Origin of the sequence: Arcobacter defluvii, assembly GCF_013201725.1 — a bacterium.
Classification (GTDB): domain Bacteria; phylum Campylobacterota; class Campylobacteria; order Campylobacterales; family Arcobacteraceae; genus Aliarcobacter; species Aliarcobacter defluvii.
Genome location: NZ_CP053835.1, coordinates 1,659,876 through 1,679,513, shown reverse-complemented (window position 1 = coordinate 1,679,513; position 19,638 = coordinate 1,659,876). Strand labels below are relative to the sequence as shown.

Annotated in this window: 11 protein-coding genes and 1 pseudogene; 5 read left to right on the top strand and 7 right to left on the bottom strand. The window is 23.8% G+C overall.

Annotated features, from left to right (window positions below; genetic code table 11):
* Positions 1–141 precede the first annotated feature (141 nt).
* A complete protein-coding gene (locus ADFLV_RS08515; RefSeq protein ID WP_014474351.1) occupies positions 142–1,638 on the top strand; it encodes a hypothetical protein in 1,497 nt (498 codons plus the stop codon).
* 91 nt (positions 1,639–1,729) lie between these two features.
* Positions 1,730–3,325 (top strand): ribosomal protection-like ABC-F family protein, encoded by a 1,596-nt coding sequence (abc-f, locus tag ADFLV_RS08510; RefSeq protein ID WP_129010633.1) that lies wholly within the window; start codon positions 1,730–1,732, stop codon positions 3,323–3,325.
* Positions 3,326–3,396: 71 nt separating this feature from the next.
* On the opposite strand, the gene ADFLV_RS08505 is transcribed toward abc-f, so the two are convergent.
* Together ADFLV_RS08505 and ADFLV_RS08500 are read right to left on the bottom strand one after the other, a co-directional pair.
* Positions 3,397–3,873 (bottom strand): acyl-CoA thioesterase, encoded by a 477-nt coding sequence (locus ADFLV_RS08505; RefSeq protein WP_014474349.1) that lies wholly within the window; start codon positions 3,871–3,873, stop codon positions 3,397–3,399.
* Between the two features lie 138 nt (positions 3,874–4,011).
* Positions 4,012–6,192, bottom strand: a complete 2,181-nt coding sequence (locus ADFLV_RS08500) for a PAS domain S-box protein (protein ID WP_129010634.1) — start codon at positions 6,190–6,192, stop codon at positions 4,012–4,014.
* 302 nt (positions 6,193–6,494) lie between these two features.
* On the opposite strand from ADFLV_RS08500, the gene ADFLV_RS08495 reads away from it, so the two are divergent.
* Positions 6,495–7,598 (top strand): response regulator, encoded by a 1,104-nt coding sequence (locus ADFLV_RS08495; protein ID WP_014474347.1) that lies wholly within the window; start codon positions 6,495–6,497, stop codon positions 7,596–7,598.
* 27 nt (positions 7,599–7,625) lie between these two features.
* Here the strand turns inward: ADFLV_RS08495 and ADFLV_RS08490 are convergent, their stop codons facing one another.
* The gene (locus ADFLV_RS08490) at positions 7,626–10,151 is read right to left on the bottom strand and encodes a sensor histidine kinase (RefSeq protein ID WP_129010635.1); all 2,526 of its coding nucleotides are present in this window, start codon (positions 10,149–10,151) and stop codon (positions 7,626–7,628) included.
* 12 nt (positions 10,152–10,163) lie between these two features.
* Positions 10,164–12,113, bottom strand: coding sequence for an NAD-dependent DNA ligase LigA (gene ligA, locus ADFLV_RS08485; RefSeq protein WP_129010636.1), 1,950 nt, complete (start codon positions 12,111–12,113; stop codon positions 10,164–10,166).
* Positions 12,114–13,578: 1,465 nt separating this feature from the next.
* Between ligA and ADFLV_RS15295 the strand changes: the two are divergent.
* Positions 13,579–14,295: pseudogene (locus tag ADFLV_RS15295) on the top strand (methyl-accepting chemotaxis protein); the annotation flags it as partial.
* A 13-nt stretch (positions 14,296–14,308) separates the two neighbouring features.
* Complete coding sequence (locus ADFLV_RS08475) at positions 14,309–14,650, top strand: hypothetical protein (protein WP_014474343.1); 342 nt, start codon at positions 14,309–14,311, stop codon at positions 14,648–14,650.
* A gap of 8 nt (positions 14,651–14,658) precedes the next feature.
* Here the strand turns inward: ADFLV_RS08475 and ADFLV_RS08470 are convergent, their stop codons facing one another.
* From ADFLV_RS08470 to ADFLV_RS08460, 3 genes are read right to left on the bottom strand one after another with little or no spacing between them, the layout of a single operon-like run.
* Positions 14,659–15,951, bottom strand: a complete 1,293-nt coding sequence (locus tag ADFLV_RS08470) for a zinc-binding metallopeptidase family protein (RefSeq protein WP_129010638.1) — start codon at positions 15,949–15,951, stop codon at positions 14,659–14,661.
* 37 nt (positions 15,952–15,988) lie between these two features.
* Positions 15,989–18,802 (bottom strand): transporter substrate-binding domain-containing protein, encoded by a 2,814-nt coding sequence (locus ADFLV_RS08465; protein ID WP_129010639.1) that lies wholly within the window; start codon positions 18,800–18,802, stop codon positions 15,989–15,991.
* Positions 18,799–19,521 (bottom strand): response regulator transcription factor, encoded by a 723-nt coding sequence (locus ADFLV_RS08460; protein ID WP_014474340.1) that lies wholly within the window; start codon positions 19,519–19,521, stop codon positions 18,799–18,801. The genes ADFLV_RS08465 and ADFLV_RS08460 overlap by 4 nt, the downstream gene beginning before the upstream one ends.
* Positions 19,522–19,638: the final 117 nt, after the last annotated feature.

Genomic DNA, 19,638 nt, shown 5'->3' with positions numbered 1-19,638 from the left:
TTTGATTTATTTTATAACTAAAATGAGAAAAATAATTACTTTATCATAATAATTAAATATTGAATATTTTATATCTATAAATTATATTCCTATATAAGAAATTAAATGCTAAAATACCAAAAAATATCAAAAAGGTAGGTTATGTTTAATCTTGGAGAAATCGAAAATTGGTTAAAAGAACATTCAATAAATAATTATATGATTTCGGAAGATTTATATGTTTCAGTTCAAGGAAATGTAAATTTAAATGAGAGATTAAATGGTAAAAAACTTCCTATAAAATTTGATAGAATAGAAGGATATTTTGATATTAGTAATAATAATCTAACTTCACTAGAAGGGTGTCCAAAAACTGTTGTAAAAGATTTTAATTGTTCAAAAAATAAATTAATCTCTTTATTTGATTGCCCTACAGAAGTTGGTGATTTTGATTGTTCATATAATCAATTAAAAACTTTATCTTATGCTCCAAAAGAAGTAAAAGGGAGTTTTAATTGTTCATTTAATGAATTAAAATCAATAAAAGCAAGTCCTAGAACTATAAAAGGACATTTCAAATGTAATGATAATAAATTAGTTTCATTAGAAGGTGGTCCTAAAAATATAGATACTTATTTTGATTGTTCAAACAACTTTTTAGAAAGACTTACAGGTGGTCCAGTTACTGTTAAACATGATTATATTTGTAATGGAAATAATCTAAGTGATTTAGAAGGTCTTGCAGATGAAATAGGTGGAGATTTAGTAACTAATATTAAATTAAATAATTTAACATCAAGATTTAATGAAGAAGAAAAATTCTGGAAATATAAAGGTAGTGATGTTATAGCACATATTTATAAACCAATGGTTGCTCTTATTAACAATGAAGATATTGTTAATTGGTTAAATAAATATGAAATTAAAAACTTCTCTATTTTGCCTGATGGTTCAGTCGATGTTCAAGGAGATGTTAAGTTATCAGGAAGACTAACAAATTTATTTAAATTACCTATAAACTTTAATTTTGTTGATGGTGATTTTGATATTAGTGAAAATGAATTAGTATCTTTGGATGGAAGTCCTAAGAAAGTAACAGGAAGTTTCTTAGCTCACAAAAATGAATTAAATTCATTAAGAGGTGGACCAAAAGAAGTAAAAGGAAGTTTTATTATTTTACATAATAATATTACTTCTTTGTTAAATTCACCAACTATGGTTAAGGGTGATTATATCTGTTCTCATAATCCTTTACGATCATTAGAAGGGTTAAATACTGTTTTAGGATATGTTTTTACAGGTGTGTATATTCCAAGATTAAAGTGTCAGAAATACAATTATAAGGGAGTTACAACTTATAAATATCCAGGTGATTCAGTAATGAAATATTTAGATGAAGAGTATATTTCATTAACTGATGAAGAAAAAGCATTTGAAGCAACTAAAAAGAATTTAGAAAAAGTTATCAAAAAAATGCTAAATGCAGGAACTTTGACAAAAGAGATGATAAATGATACTTTAATTAAAAACTTAACTAAATATCAATTGGATCAATTAAAAACGAAAGTTTTATGGATAAAAAATCCACCAAATGAAGATAATAGTGATATTGTAAGTGAAGAAGATATTATGAAATTGGCTTTTGAAAAAGAGTTATAAAAAAAGTAATTAAGTCCTAAATATATTTTTTTAGATATAATCGCAAAATCAATACAATTAAGTAAATAAAATAAATGGAGAGAATTATAATATGGTTCAAACTGTCAATCTTAAAAAAGCTTTTGGTCCAAGAGTTTTATTTCAAGATATAAATTTAAAATTAGATACGGGGAAAAGATACGGACTTATCGGTGCAAATGGTGCTGGTAAGACTACATTTTTAAAAATATTATCAGGTCAAGAAGAAGCAACAGAGGGTGAAGTTCAAATCCAAAATGGTAAAAAAGTTGGAGTATTATCACAAAATCAATTTGCATATGAAAATTACTCAATTTTTGATACAGTTCTTTTAGGAAATAAAAAATTATATGACGCTGTAAAAGAAAAAGAAGAACTTTATATGAGTCCAGAATTTACTGATGAAGTAAATAATAGACTTGCTGAACTTGAAATTATCTGTTGTGAAGAAGATCCAACTTATGAATATGATGTAAAAATTACAAGAATTTTAGAAGATTTAGGATTTCCAGCTTCATCTCATCAAGATTTAATGAGTACATTAACTGGTGGAGATAAATTTAAAGTTTTATTAGCACAAGTTTTATATCCAAAACCAGATGTTTTATTTTTAGATGAGCCTACTAATAACTTAGATATTGCAACAATTGGTTGGTTAGAAAATCAATTACAACATCATGATGGAACAATGGTTGTAATTTCTCACGATAGACACTTTTTAAATGCAGTTTGTACTCATATTTTAGATGTTGATTTTAAACAAATTAGAGAATTTACTGGAACTTATGATGATTGGTATATTGCATCAACTTTAATTGCAAAACAAAATGAAAAAGATGTTAGTAAAAAATTAAAAGAAAAAGAAGAACTTGAAAAATTTATCGCTAGATTTAGTGCAAATGCTTCTAAAGCAAAACAAGCAACTTCAAGACAAAAACAACTTGATAAACTAGATGTTGGTGCAATTCAAGTATCAAGCAGACGTGATCCTTCTATTATTTTTAAACAAAAAAGAGAGGTAGGAAAAGAGCTATTAACAGTTAAAAATATCTCTAAATCTTATGATGACCATATTGTTTTAAATGATATTTCATTTACAGTAGAAAAAGGTGATAAAATTGCTCTTATTGGAACAAATGGTATTGGAAAAACTACTTTATGTGAAATCTTAGAAGGGAATTTAAAACCTGATAGTGGAGAAGTTCTATGGGGTGCAACTATTCAAAATTCTTATTTCCCACAAAATGCAACAGATATAATTGAAGGTGATATTACACTTTATGATTGGTTAAGAAATTGTGATAGAGATGCTGATATTTCTGAAATTAGAAATTGTCTTGGAAGAATGTTGTTTAATGGTCAAGAGCAAGAGAAAAAAGTAAACTCATGTTCGGGGGGAGAAAAACACAGAATGATGCTTTCTAAAATCATGTTAGAACAAGGGAATTTCTTAGTTTTAGATGAACCTACAAATCACTTAGATTTAGAAGCAATTATTGCTTTAGGTGAAGGTTTAAATGATTATGCTGGATCTGTTATTTGTGTATCTCACGATAGGGAATTATTAGATGCTTATGCAAATAGAATTATTGAAATCCAACCAGGTGGAACAATAGTTGATTTTAAAGGAACTTATGAAGAATATATTGAATCTAAAGAAGAGGCTTAATATATCTTTTAATTAAAAAAAAGGGGGAAGATTTAAATCTTCCCCCTTTTTTTTAATAAATGAATTATTTATTATTTTGAATGTCTAGAAGCCATTCTAATTTCTCTTCTTTGAATTGCATCATTATATCTTCTTTTATCATCTTCTGTTACTAAATCTAATTTTGGTACAGGAGCTGGTTTACCATGTTCATCAACTGCAATCATAGTAAAATAACAAACATTTGTATTTTTAATCGTATGATCTTTTATATCTTCTGAAATTACTTTAATTCCAATTTCCATCGATGTTCTTCCTGTATAATTAACAGAAGCATGGAAAGTAACAAGAGAACCTATTTTTATAGGGTCTTTAAATAAAACCATATCAACTGATAATGTCACAGCATACATTCCTGTGTATCTTGCTGCACAAGCATATGCAACATGATCTAACATTTTTAAGATTTCACCACCATGAACATTTTTCCCAGAAAAATTAGCTTTATCTGGAGTCATTAACATAGTCATTGTAAGAGACTTTTCTCTTTTTACTTCTTCACTACTCATTTTTAAAACCTTCTATTATAATTCTTTAAATATGTGACATTATAAAATAAAAACGCAGTATAAACATAGCAAATCCAGAAATATAGTAACAGAGATTATAAAAGTATAGAAAAAAGTAACATTTTGATTTTAATTCTTTTAATCTTTATATTTATTTCTAATCTCAATAAATTCATCGATATTCTCGAAAAATAGGTCTACAAGTATTGGATCGAAATGTTTTCCTTTTTCTTTTTTTAATAATTCAAAAATTTTTTCATCTTTCCATGCTTTTTTGTAACATCTATCACTTCCAAGCGCATCAAAAACATCTGCAATAGCTGTTATTCTTCCATAAATGTGGATTTCTTCACCTTTTAATCCCAAAGGATAGCCACTTCCATCATATTTTTCATGATGTTCTTTTGCTACAATAGCAGCAGTTTTTAAAATATCTCTATTTGAATCTTTCAAAATGTTATATCCAATTATAGAGTGTTCTTTCATTAATTCAAATTCTTCAATTGTTAGTTTATCAGGTTTTTTCAATATAGAATCAGGGATACCAACTTTTCCAATATCATGCATCGGGGAAGCAATTAAAAGATTATCAGCTTCATTTTTATCAATACCATATAACAAAGCTAGAAGTTTAGAATATTCTGCAACTCTTTTTACATGATTTCCTGTTTCTTTACTTCTTGTTTCTCCAATTTCTCCCATTTTATAGATAATCTCTTTTTGAGTTGATTGAATTTCTTCATTTAATTTAAATAATTCTGTTAAATCATTTATAATCCACATATATTCAATCGTAAAATTATTATCATCTTTAATTGGAACAATAGTTATATTTATCCAGTAATTATCACCATTTTTTGATTTATTATTTAAAATTTTATTAAAAATCTTTTTATTATCGATTAACAGTTCAAGATTTTTAAATAAAGAATCTTCAATATCCTCATGTTTGAAAATTTTATAATCTGCTCCAATTAACTCTTTTCTTGAAAATTTAGTTAGTTCTAAAAACTTGTCATTCACATAAGTAATCTCTCCAAAGTTATTAGTTCTTAATAAGATATTACTTATATCAATTGCATTTTCATACTCTTTTGCAAGTTTTATTGAATGATTTAAATTTTCTTCTGAACCTTTTAATTTTAGTTTAAAATACTCTTTTACATTTTCTTGTTCTGTTATATCATTTCTTAAAGCAATAAATTCTTCTATGTTTCCATTTTTATCTAAAATAGGTTTTATAAAAGCTTCAACCCAATAATAACCACCATCTTTTTTTTTATTTTTTATTTTTCCTTTCCAAATTCTTTTTTTATTTTTTATTGTGTCCCAAATTTCCTCAAAGAGTTTTTTAGAACTATCTGGATGTCTTACAATATTGTGACTTTTACCTATTAATTCTTCTTTTTTATAACCAGATAATAAACAAAATTGTTTATTTACATAAGTTATAATTCCTTTATCATTTGTTTTTGAAACAATTGAACTTTCATCAACTGCATCTTTGTATTCTTGCAATAATAAAGAAGAATGAATTGATTCTTTTTGTCTTTTTTTATAATCAATCCATAAATCAATTTTTAAATATAATTCTTCAATTAAAACTGGTGTTCTTAAAATATCTACAACACCTAAATTATAAGCCTCTTTGATATTTGATATATTTTTTATATCTTTTAATATTATTGGAATTTGTAATTTATTAATTAAAAATTCATTTTTTTCTAAAAAAGATATTAGATTATAATTTTTTGAATTGCCATTTAATAAAACTAAATCAGGCTGTGTAGAATCTATTATTTTAGAAAAATCATCTAGATTTGAAGATAAAACAACTTGATAATTTCTTTTTTCTAGTAAATTCTTGAATTTTTGTTGTTTATTAGAAGAATCATCAATAATTAAAATTGTATTGTTTTTATTTTTTTCAATTTTTTCGATAGTTTCAAGGATTTGTTTACTTCTATTTACCAAAAAATCATCTTTTATAATAAAATCAATAGCTCCAATATTTGTAAAAAACTCTTTTTTCTCATTGTTTTTTTCTTTTGATAAAGCAAAAAACTTTATAGAATTTTTATTTAAAATAGTAATAAAATTAGTATCTTTTATTTCAATAAGATTTATATCAAATAATAAATAGTTTATTTTTTCTTTTTTGATTATTTCTTTTGCTTTTTCTATTGTTGATACATTAAAAGTTATGTAACCTTTATTATTAAACTCTTTTGTCAATATTTCATTTATAACTTTTGAGTTATCTACTATTAAAACATTACATTTAATTTTATCAAAAATAAAATTCTTTTCAATTCTCATTTTTATCGCTTAGTAAATAATATAAATATTATTTTATTTAAATTAAAATTTAATAATTTAAAAAATAACTTATCTTTTCTTATATAATCGTACAACTTAAGTGTAACATAAAATCATAATTTTGTTATATAAAAAATTGTTTGAAATATTTACAATTTTTATTCCATTAAAAAAATAACTATAATAAAACTTGATAAAATGATATTTTTATAATACTTTTTTATAATATAATTAAATTAAGAGATAAATATAAAGATGAAATTTTTTAAATTAATATTTCACTTAAAAATTATAGGAATAAAATGGAAAAATTTGCTATTTTGATTGTAGATGATATAGAAGAAAATATTTATTCATTGAGATTATTAATTGAAGAGAGTTTTGATGTAAATATTTTTACAGCATTAAATGCTAAAGAAGCGATTAAAATATTAGTTGAAAATAATATTGATTTGATTTTAACTGATATTCAAATGCCAGATATTGATGGATTTGAATTTGCTCAATATATAAAAGGTATAGATTCAATTAAACATATACCAATAATTTTTATAACAGGTATTTATGATAAAGATGAATATAAAAGTAAAGGTTATGATGTTGGTGGTGTTGAATATATAACTAAGCCAATTGACAAACATCTTTTAACTTCAAAATTAAAGATTTATATAGATATTTATAACAAAATAAAAGCAACAACAGAAAAATTAAATGAAACTCAAGATTTACTAATTCAAAATAGCAGAATTGCTTCAATGGGCGAAATGGTAGGTTTAATTTCTCATCAATTAAAACAGCCATTAAATGTTTTATCAATGTATTGTGATGATGTAAATATGTCTTATGATTTTAATGAACTTGATGAAGAACATATGAAACGTTTTTCAGATAATACAAAAAAACAGATTAACTATATGGATGCTACAATAAATGGTTTTTTAAATTTTTTTAAACCCAATAAAAAAAAGGAAGAATTTTTACTTAAAAATTGCATTGTTAAAACAGAAGAGATATTAAAAAATAAAATAAAAGTATATAGTGCAAATATAAATTTAGATTTGGATGAAGATTTAAAAATTTTTGGTGTTGAAACTGAATTGTTACAATTGATAATTAATATTGTAAATAATTCTTTAGATGAATTTAAAGAAAGAGATATTAAAGAACCAGAAATATTTATAAGTGCACATAAAGAAAATGATAAAACAGTTCTTATTTTAGAAGATAATGCTGGTGGTGTTGAAAAAGAAAATTTAGACAGAATATTAGAACCTTATTTTACAACCAAAGAAAATGGAACTGGTATAGGTTTATATTTAGTTAAAATAATTGTTGAAAACAGTTTTGAAGGTAAACTGGAAGTAGTAAATGCAGATAAAGGATTAAAGTTTATTATTATACTTTAAAATAAATAGATGATAAAAATCATCTATTTATATACTATTCATCTCTTCATTTGAAATTGGAAGTTTAAAAGATTTTTCAATTTTATCTTTATTTATAAAATCTAATTCATCATTCGAATAAAGAACAATCAAGTTATTAGCTAATTTTTCATTTATTTGATTTCTTTCTAAATCAGTTAATTTTGAAATATCAATTATAATTTTTGAATTTTCATTCTTATTTTTTAAATCAATCAACTTTTCTAAAGAATTTGTTTGTTTAACAATATATTTTTTATTTAATACGGTAATTAAATTTAAAAAAGTGATTGGATCATTATTTAGAATTAAAACAGTATCTTTAGTTTTTTTCTCCTTATTAGAATCTTTTTCTAATTCTAGATTTTCATATGAATTTATGGTTGATTTATCTTCAATTACACTTAGCATTTCATTTGAACTATTTATATCATTTCTAAAATTTTTAGGAATTAATAATTCAAAAATTGTTCCTTTATTTAATTCACTTTTTACATCAATTTTTATACCTAATAATTCACATAATTCTTTAGAAATTGCTAATCCAAGTCCTGTTCCACCATATTTTCTAGTTGTACTACTATCTACTTGTTTAAATCTTTCAAAAATTTTATTAAGATTCTCTTGAGCAATACCAATACCATCATCTTCTATATTTATTTTAATAAAATCATTTTCATTTTGAACTTTTAATCTAATTTGACCTTTATTTGTAAATTTAACAGCATTACTTAAAAGATTATTGATTATTTGTTTTAATTTTCCTAAATCTGTATAAATATCTTCAATATCTTCATTTATTTCTAAAACAAATTCCAAATTTTTATTTTTGGCTTGTTCATAAAATTTATCATAGATTGTTTGAATAGATTTTTTTATATCAATTTTTTCTATAATAAGATTTGTTTTTTTTGCATCCAGTTTTGATAAATCTAAAATATCTGTTATTAAATAAATTAAATCTTTACCACATTTATTTATAATTTTGATATTTTTTAATTGAGTTTCATCTAAAGAATTAGATTTATTTTTAAGCATAATATCACTGATTACATTTATTGAATTTAATGGAGTTTTTAATTCATGACTCATATTTGCAAGAAAATCATCTTTTGCTCTATTTGCTTCTTCTGCAAAAACTTTTGCATCATATAGTTTTTTGTTTTTTAGATTTAATTCATTAATCATTTCTGAAAAATTTTGATTTAATTGAGAAATTTCTAATATATTTGTATCAAGAATTTTTACCTTATTGCTTGTCTCTTTTATTTGTGAAGTTTGCTCAGATAAATCAATAATAGGTTGAGTAATTGAAAAAGAAAATTTATTGATTTTTTTTAATAATAAATAGAAAAATATGATATAAAACACTAATAATAAAACAATAGCAATATAACCAATTTTATCTGATAAATTTTTTAAATATTCAATTGATGCAAATATGTTCTTTTTATCAATCAAAATCATTAGTTTCCAGTTTGTTTCATTTATATTTTGTTGTAGTGTTAGATATTCATTATTGTCGATTTTTAGTGTTGAAAGAGTTTTATTATTTTTTATCAAATCTTTAAAATGTTCTGCAAATGGACTTTTATTTTTTAATAGATTAAATTCTTCAGGTTTAGAAATAGTTTTTAAAATAGCATCTGTATATAAATGCTCTTTTAACTCTTTTAGTCCCAATAATTCTTCTATTTTTTCAGGCATAGCAATAATCATACCATCTTTATCAACCATAAATAAATTTGCATCATATGGAAGTTTTCTATTTAAAATATTTTTAACAAATCTATCAATTGTAATATCAAGTCCTGTAACTCCTTCTAAAAAATCATTTTTGTATATTGGAACTATACATGATAACATCCAACCATTTCCAGCTGGATCAAGATAAGCTCCCGTCCAAACAGGTTTTTTATCTGGATTATGTTTTTTATTGGCTAAATAGTAAAAATTATAATCTTCCATATTTATGTGTTCACCATATTGCTCATAAACTTTTGGAATAAAAGGATATAAACGATTCATATTATCCCAAGAGTTAAAATATGCTGCAACGATATCCGGATTTATATCTACAATACTTTTTAAAGATATATCCATAGCTTCAGTAAATGTTGCTTTATCTATTTCTTTTTGTGATATAGGCGTTTTAGAAGAATAATATAAACTTGCTCCTATTTTATTTGTTTTATAAAAGACACCATTTTGCGCAATTGCAAATTTTGGTTCATTATTTGGTAAACCAAATCTATTTGGGTTTTCAAAAATTGCTTGGTGTTCATTTTGTAAAAGAAGTGCTATTTTTGAAACTTCATTTAATTTTTCACTAATAAAATTAGCTTCATTCTCAAGTATTGCTTGAGAATGTGATTGGGCTTCATTAAGTAATAAATTAATATTTTTTGAGGAAATATATGCATTGATTGAAAAGTACATTACTAATAATGCAATTTCTACAACTAAAATAGGAATTAAAGAATATCTAACAAAATGTTTAGATAAAAACTTTTCAAGTCGTTGCTTTTTTACCATTTATATTTCCTTTTAAGAAATTAGTTTGTTCATTTCATCTTCTGTTATTGTTGTAACATTTAGTTCAATTGCTTTATCATATTTACTTCCTGCATCTTCTCCAAAAATCACATAATCTGTTTTTTTAGAGACACTTGAAGCTACTTTTGCGCCTAATAATTCAAGTGTTTTTTTAATCTCACCTCGGCTAATACTCATTGTTCCAGTGATAACAACAGTTTTTCCTTTAAAAGGATTTTCCTCTACTTCAATTTTCTCTTCAACTTTTGGATTTATTATAGAGATTAATTTTTCTACTAACTCTTTATTTACTCTCATAAATTCAGTAAATGAGTTTGCCATTTGCTCGCCAATACCGTCCAAAGATATAAGTTCTTCAAAAGTTAAATTTATAACATTTAATCCAAATTCTAAGCAGATTTGTTTTGAAGCTACTTCTCCAATATGTTCAATTCCTAAAGCATTGATAATTCTATGAAGTTCACTTCCTTTTGTATTTTCTATTGCATTTAGAAGATTATTTATTTTTTTTTCTTTAAAACCTTCTAAGTCTTGTAAATCATTATATTTTAATGAGTAAATATCTAAAATATCATAGATTTTTTTCTCCCTTACAAGTTGTTCAACTATTTTGTTTCCAAGTCCATCAATATTCATACAATTTTTACTTGCAAAATAGATGATAGAGTTTACAACTCTTGAAGGACAATCAAGATTTTGACATTTTATAAGTGCACCTTCATCTAAAAGTTCACTAGAACAATCAGGACAAGAAGTAGGGCGAGGAATATCAAATTGAGTTCCATCTCTTCGTTCAGTAAAAACTTTTGTAATTTTTGGAATAACATCACCACTTCGTATGATTATTACTTCATCATTGATTTTTATATCTTTTCTTGCAATTTCATCAAAGTTATGCAAACTTGCTCGTTCTACTATAACTCCTTCAATATCTGTTGGTTCAACAACAGCAACAGGAGTAATAACTCCTGTTCTTCCAACTTGTAAGATAATATCTTTGATTTTTGTTGTTTTTTCTAAAGCAGGGAATTTATAAGCACATGACCATCGTGGAAATTTAACTGTATAACCTAATTCATCTTGTGTTTCGATGTCATCTATTTTTATAACCATTCCATCAAGCATCATTTCTATATTATCTCTTACTGCAATAATCTCATGGTAAAGTTTTTCAATTCCTTCAACACTTGAAGTTAAAGTTTGCATAGGTGGTTTTACAAAACCTAAAGAGTAGATATAATTCATCATTTCAGAGTATTTTGTGTATCCAAGTGAGTTTAAACCAACTCCCCAAACATTAAAAAACAGTTTTCTTTTTGCTGTGATATTTGGGTCAAGTTGTCGCAAACTTCCAGCAGCTGCATTTCTTGGATTTGCAAAAACTTGTTCGTTGTTTTTTATTCGCTCAATATTTATTTTTTCAAAGTCAGCTTTTTTTATAACAATTTCACCTCTGATTTCTATCAATGATTTTTCTTCTATTTGAAGTGGAATAGAAAAGATTGTTTTTACATTGTTTGTTACATCTTCTCCAATACTTCCATCACCTCTTGTAATTGCTTGTTTTAAAATACCATTTTCATAGATGATATTTAGTGAAGCTCCATCAAATTTTGGTTGACAATAAAAATCTAAATTTGTTGCTACTTTTGAAGCCCTTTTTATCCAATCCTCAAGTTCTTCTGTATTAAAAACATCTTCTTGTGACCACATACGAGATAAATGAGAAGCTTTTTCAAAACCTTCTAGTACAAATCCACCAACTCTTTTATTTGGTGAATTTGGATGTGAAAGTTGTGGATTTTTTTGTTCAAAAGCTAAACAAGCACGAGATAGTTTATCATACTCTTCATCAGTTGCTATTGGATTATCAAATACATAATAGGCTTTAGCCCAAGAGATTAATTTTTCAATATTTAAATCATATTCATTTTTTGTCATAACGTCTCATTTTATTAATTTAAAAGAAATAATTATACTAAATTGATTTAGTAGTTTAGATAAATGTCATTTTTAGTAGAGAATAATATTAAAAATTTTTATGTTATACTTATTAGAATATAAGATAAGTGAAGTAGGAGAGAAAGTGGAAAGTAGTGCTTTGAAATTTAGTATTGCAAAAAAAATGTTCATCTTTGGGGTGGGTGTATTTGTAATAATTTTAGTAATGGCTGTTTTTAAATTTAATACAGTTTTAAATGCAGATAAAAATTTTGATATTTTTAAAGAAAAAGCTGTAAATGGTAAATTTTTAGCTTTAGATATTGAAAAAGAGTTAAATTTGATGGATAGTTCTGTAAAAAATATTTTTTTAGGAAATTCTTATGATGAAAATCTTGCAAATATTTTAAAAAATAAAGAAAATATAGAAAAACTTTTTGAAGAGTTGTATTTAAGTTTTAAAGGAACTTTTAATCAAGATAAAAAACTTAAAGAGACAATAGATTCAAAAGAAAAAACATTTGCTTTATTAAATCAAATTTTAGTTGACATAAAAAGTTTAAAAGATTTAAATAAAACTCCTGAAGTTTTAAGTTTGATGTACAAGCAGCATCTTGAAAAAACAGAAAATTTATCGAAATTAAGTAAAGAAGCATTTGACATAATAATTAAAACAAAAAATAATGGTTTAAATATTAGAACTAAAGCTTATCATGAAGAAATGACAAGTCTAAAAAACTTTATTTTTATAGAATCATTTATTATTTTATTTATAATCATTTCTGCACTTTTTATTTTAACAAAAGATATTGTAGGTTCATTAAATAAGTTTAAACATGGTCTAAATGCTTTTTTTGATTTTCTAAATAGAAAAAATGAAAATATTGAACTTATTGATATTAAAAGTTCTGATGAATTTGGTCAAATGGCAAATTTGATTAATGAAAATGTTAAAAATATTCAAAATAATTTAGAAGAAGATAAAAAACTTATTGATGATGCATCTATTGTAATTTCAAGAGTTAAACATGGTTGGTATAGTCAATTAATTGAAGAAAAAACTTCAAATAAAACATTAGCTATTTTAAAAGATGGTATTAATGATATGATTAAATCCACAAAACAGCACTTTGTTACTATAAATGAAACTTTAGAAGAGTATGCAAAATATAATTATATAAATGAATTAAAATTAGATAATATTGAAAAAGGTGGAGTTTTTGAGTTATTAATCACTGATATAAATAAATTAAGAAGTGCAATTAACTTAATGCTTCAAGAAAATAAAAGAAATGGATTAACTTTAAATGAATCTTCAAACATTCTTTTATCTAATGTAGCAAAATTAAATCAAAGTTCAAATGATGCAGCTGCAAGGCTTGAAGAAACAGCTGCTGCTTTAGAAGAAGTTACAAGTAGTATTTCAAACTCAACTTTAAAAATTTCAGAAATGGCACAAATATCAAATAATGTAACAACTTCTGCAAATCAAGGCGAAAAATTGGCTTCAAAAACAACTAATGCAATGGAAGAGATAAATCAAAAAGTTGAAGCAATAAATGAAGCGATAAGTGTAATAGATCAAATAGCATTTCAAACAAATATACTTTCACTTAATGCAGCAGTAGAAGCAGCAACTGCAGGAGAAGCTGGAAAAGGATTTGCTGTTGTTGCTGCTGAAGTAAGAAATCTTGCTAGTAGAAGTGCAGAAGCAGCGCGTGAAATAAAGAATTTAGTACAAGATGCAACTGTTAAAGCTGATGAAGGAAAAGAAATTTCAAATGAAATGATAAAAGGATATAGTTTATTAAATGAAAATATAAACCAAACAATAAGTTTAATTTCAGAAATAACAACATCTTCAAAAGAGCAGCAAAAAGGTGTAGAACAAATAAATGATGCTATTAATAGTTTGGATAAACAAACACAAGAAAATGCTTTAGTTGCAAATATGACGAATGATATAGCAAAAAAAACTTCAAAAATTGCAAAAAAAATAGTTGAGAGTGCAGATGAAAAGGAGTTTGAAGGCAAAAATTCTATAAAGATAGAAGATACTAGAATAGAAAAAGAAATATCAAACGAAAACATATCAAAAACAAATAAAGCTATTTCTAATCAAAAAGTTGAAAAAATACAAGCAATAAAAAATAAAGAAGATGATGAGTGGGAAAGTTTTTAATAATAGGTGATTTATGAGTTATTTAGATATTTGTATAATTGGTTGGAATTTAAATGCTTTGATGTTTGTATTAAATTTTTTAATAGCAATACGAGTTATTTCTAATCAAGATAGAACAAAATTACAAGAAGAGAGTTTAGTTTTAAAAGAATTAAAAGAGGAATTAGATAAGTATTATCCATATAGAACATATGCTACAGTTTTAGCTTATATGGTACCTTTTACAGCTTTTTTTAGAATTTCTTTTAGGCTTGTAGAAATGTTTTTATTTTTTCAAAAGAATGAAGAAGCAAAACTTTTTGACTATATGGTATATAAATATAGTTATGATATTGAAAAGGCTAGAAATAAATAGGAAAAATCCTATTTCATTTCTTGAGTTATTTTTTTTACAATTTTATAAACATTTTCTACTGATTTTATAGAAACTTGTTCTTTTTTAGAGTGAGGAAAGTTTATAGTAGGTCCTATTGAAGCTACTTTTATATGAGGATATTTGTCTTTAAATATTGCACATTCAAGTCCAGCATGAATAGCTTCAAGTGAAGCTTTAGGATTAACCTCTTTATAGATTTCTAAAACTTTTGATGTAAATTCATTTATATCTGGTTTCCAAGCTGGATATTTTCCATTTGTTTCAACAATAAAGTTATAATCTTCTAACATTTTTATTGTTTCATCTTTTAGATTTTTTAATTCAGTATTATCCATAGACCTAGCGCTTAGTTCTATTTTTATTTCATTTATTCCAGTTTTTATAATTGCGAGATTTATAGAGTTTTGAACAACTTTTAATTCATCATTCATAGCTCTTACACCATTTTGAAAATCATATATAAAATCAATAATTTTATCATCATAAACATTTAAATGTTCAGTTTTTGTATCTATTTTTTCTATTTTCATAAATTCATGGCTAGCAATTGGAGTCAATTTTGAAGCAATTATTGCTTTTACATTAACTGGAATTGAGTTGATTCTCTCTCCTCCATTTATATCAAGAAGTTTTCCATTACACTCTTTGATTGTTTTTGCAATTAGTTTTATTCCATTTGGAATATTTTTATCTATATCAACACCACTGTGCCCACCTTGAAGTTTAGAAATAGTTATCTCATATAAATCAAGATTATCTGTATTTGGAATAATTTTTTTATTTGAATTAGTTCCAAAAATATCAACTCCACCTGCACAACCTATACAAATCTCTCCTTCTTCTTCACTATCAAGATTTAGCATATAAGAGGCATTTAATGGTAAACTTAAGTTATTTGCTCCAATAAGTCCAATTTCTTCATCACTTGTAAATAAAAACTCTCCATCATATTTTTCACACATTAAAGCAATCATATATGAACATCCAATTCCATTATCACTTCCTAGTGTTGAATCAGTAGCTTTTAATAAATCTCCATCTTGTACAATATTAGGAACACAATTATCACTTAAACAAACTATGTCATAGTGTGATTGAAAAGCTAATTTTGCATTTGAATTTTCTTTTTTACATAAAATATTATTATATTCATCAACTAAACATAAATATCCTAATTCTTTTGATAAATTTTTCATATAATTTATAAATGCTTCATGAGTTCCTGAACATCTTGGAATTGCAGTAATTTCTTTAAAAATATCAATTATATTATTGTCCATTTTCTAAAAATCCTTTAAATTTTTTTGTATTATATCATTATAAACTAAGAGGTAATTTGATAGTAAAAAGAGCACCATTTTCACTATTTATTACACTTAGATTTCCTTTACAATGATCATCAATTATAATTTTACTCATATAAAGTCCTATACCTGTTCCTTCTTTTTCTTTTTTTGTTGAAAAATATGGATCAAATACTTTATCAATAATATCAAGTGAAATCCCACCTGCATTATCTTTTATTTGAATTATTATAGAATCAGCTTCTTTATAAGTTTTTATACTGATTTTTTTATTTTTAATTCTTCTTTCAATAAAAGCATCTTCTGCATTTTTTAAAATAATTAGAATTACTTGTTGTAATTCAGTAGTATATGTAATGATTTTTTCATTGAAATTATTGTTTATTTTTAGTTCAATATTTTTTGATACAAAAGAAGTTTTTATAATATTTACAGATTTTTCTATTAGTTCTTCTAAAGTAGTTTCGCTTTTTATTTTATCAGTTTTAAAGAAATTTCTGAAATCATCTATTGTTAAAGATAGATGTTGTGAATAATCTATTATTAGATTTAACTCTTTTTTTAGTTGTTCATTATCTATTTTTTCATCTAATAAAAGTTTTAATAATAAAGTATTAGTTGTTGCACTAATAGCTGATAATGGTTGTCTCCATTGATGTGCAATCATACTAATCATTTCTCCCATTTGAGCCAGTCTTGATTGTTGAATTAATTGATTTGTTTTTTCTTTATTTTTTTTGATTTCTTCTTCAATACGCTCTTCTAATTTATAAGTTAAACTTTCAAGTTCTTTTTCCATTTTTTTACGTTTATTAATATCTCTAATAACTGTATGAATAACAGATATATTATCTATTTCAATTGCTGTAAGAACTACTTCTATCCAAAGTTTTTCAGAATCTTTATTTTGATGAATCCATTCAAAACTACAAATTCCGTTTTTTAGAACTTCATTTATTTTTTCTTGAGCTTTTATAGATGATTCTTTCATATTTAATTGATATTTAGGAGAAATATCAGGTAAAAATTTATTTAGAAGTTCATCTTTCTCATATTGAAGGATTTTTAAGCTTGCTTCATTACAATCAATAATTTTATTATCTTTTATAAGTAAAACACCATCTGCTGATTTATTATATAGTTTTTCAAAAAGTTCTTTTTGTTTTTCAATTAATTTTGTTTTTTCTGCAATTTCATTATTTGCAAGTTTTAAAAGTCTGTTATGTTTATTTAAAATTACTTGTCTATAAGTTAAAACACTTAAAATAATAAAAATAAAAGATAAAACTTTCCATAATAAAGAATAATCATACGAATCTTTTAAAAAAGAGTTTGTCCATTTATTGGATATTGTTGTATACTCATACTCTTTTATTTGACTTATTGTTTTATTGAAAATCTCATATAAAACATAATTTTCTTTTAATATTGCAAATTTTACATTTAATGTCATGTCAGTATATCTTGATATATAAATATCATTTAAAGCATATTTAGACATATAATAAGTTATTACAGGTAAAGGTTCAACTGCATAATATACTTTATTGTTATTTACAGCTTCTAGGGTTTCATAATCATTTGATGTTTCAAAAATATTTATATTAGGATATTTTGATTTTAGAAGATTAAGGGTTTCAGAAGTTGATTTCTTTGACATTGTTTTGTTTATAATTTCATCTAAATTTTGAACAACAGGTTTGTTTTTTTGAGTTATGATTGCTAATTTATAACTTAAAATAGGAGTTGTTAAAAGTGCAATATTTTTTAAATTTGTATTTTCAATTGTTGTTGGTAAAATATCACAAGTTCCATTTTTTAAGTAGTTTATAGCTGTTTGATAATCATTAACTTTTATATCTTCAAATTTAATAGCTAATTTTTTTGCTATTAAATTTAATAAATCTATGTTTATTCCTTGAAATTGATTATTTTCAAAAAATTCAATAGGTTTTAAATCTATAATATGGCAGATTTTTATAGAGTGTTTATTAATATAATTTTTTTCATCATTTGTTAAAAAATTCTTTTCATTTTTAATATCTGTTGTTCCAAACCATTTCTTTTTTAAGTTTAATAATTCTTCGTCTGAAACGCTATTTTGAGCTTTGATTAAAATAGTGTTTAGTAAAGGTTTGTTTTTTGATGTTGCTATTCTTATATGACTTATTAATTTATCTTCATCTATATAGTTTGTAGGAATAACTTCTGAAATATTTTTAGTTGATATTAAATAATCTAAAACATTTTTTTTATCAATAGTTGCATCAGCTTTACCTAAAGATAACAATTTTAATGCTTCAAGAGAGTCTTTTACTAAAATTTGATGTATATTTGGATAATTCTTTTCTAGATATTCTTGAGCAAAAAAACCTTTTGGCATTACGATAGTTTTACCTTCAAGTTTTTCTAATGAATCTAGAGTTTCATTTCCTTTTTTTACATAAATTGCATTTGAAGCTAAATGATAGATATTTGAAAAATCAAAATATTTTTCTCTTTCTTTATTTTTTGAAATATTTATAATTGCATCGATTTCATCTTTTTTTAACATTTCCATAAATTCATCCCAAGATGGACCAGTGATATATTTTATTTTGATATTTAATTTTTTTGCTAATAAATTCATATAATCAATCGCAAAACCTTTTGGAATGCCATTTTCATTGAAATTATATGGAGGCCAGTTTAGTTCATTTTGTATTTTTAAAGGTTGATTTTCTACTAGAAATTTATATTCTTCTTTTGTTAATACAATTTCATTATTATTTGCATTTAATGATATATTAAGAATTATGATAAAAAAAATGAAAAATGAAAATTTCATTCTTCATTTTCTTCATATTTCAATGTATAGCCATGAGAATAAACTGTTTCAAATAAATCATAATTTAGTTTTTGTTTTAATCTTGTGATTAAATTTCTTAATTTTTTAGTATTATTTTCATAGTTATTAAATAGATGATATTCTATTTCATCATAACTTTTTGAGTTACAATTAGTAGAAATAAACAGTTCAAAAAGTTTTCTTTCATATTTTGATAATTTGATTATTTCATTGTTTTTTTGTAATTGATTTATATTTTTATCCCAAATAAAACCTGATTTTAATTTGACTTTATTATCAAACTTCTTTTCTAAATCATATTTTTGAATTAAATTATATAAAGTTTGTAATATTTGTTCTAAAGTGTATGGTTTTAGGATATATCCGTCAATTCCTTGATTTATAGTCTTCAAAAAATATTCTTTATCATCGTGTGCTGAAAGAACAATAATAGGTATCTTTTTATCAATCCTTCTTACTGATTCAATTAGTGAAATACCATCAACTAAAGGCATTTTTATATCTGTAATAATTAAATTAAAACTAGCTTCTTTAAATAGTTCAAGAGCTTCTTTTCCATTATTTGCAAGTTCAATTTTTTTAAAGAAAGATGATAACATTTTTGTTGTTTGTTGTTGTACATCAATATTATCTTCAATATATAATACATTGAAGTTTTTTGTATAAGATATAATATTCTTTAATTTATCACTATGCATTATTTTCCTAAGATTAAATTTAAAAGGTGAATATTATATGAAAAGTTTGATATTAAATAAGTTAAATTTTGTTTTATGAGATTAAAATAATTTTTTGAGGAGTTAAATAACTTAACT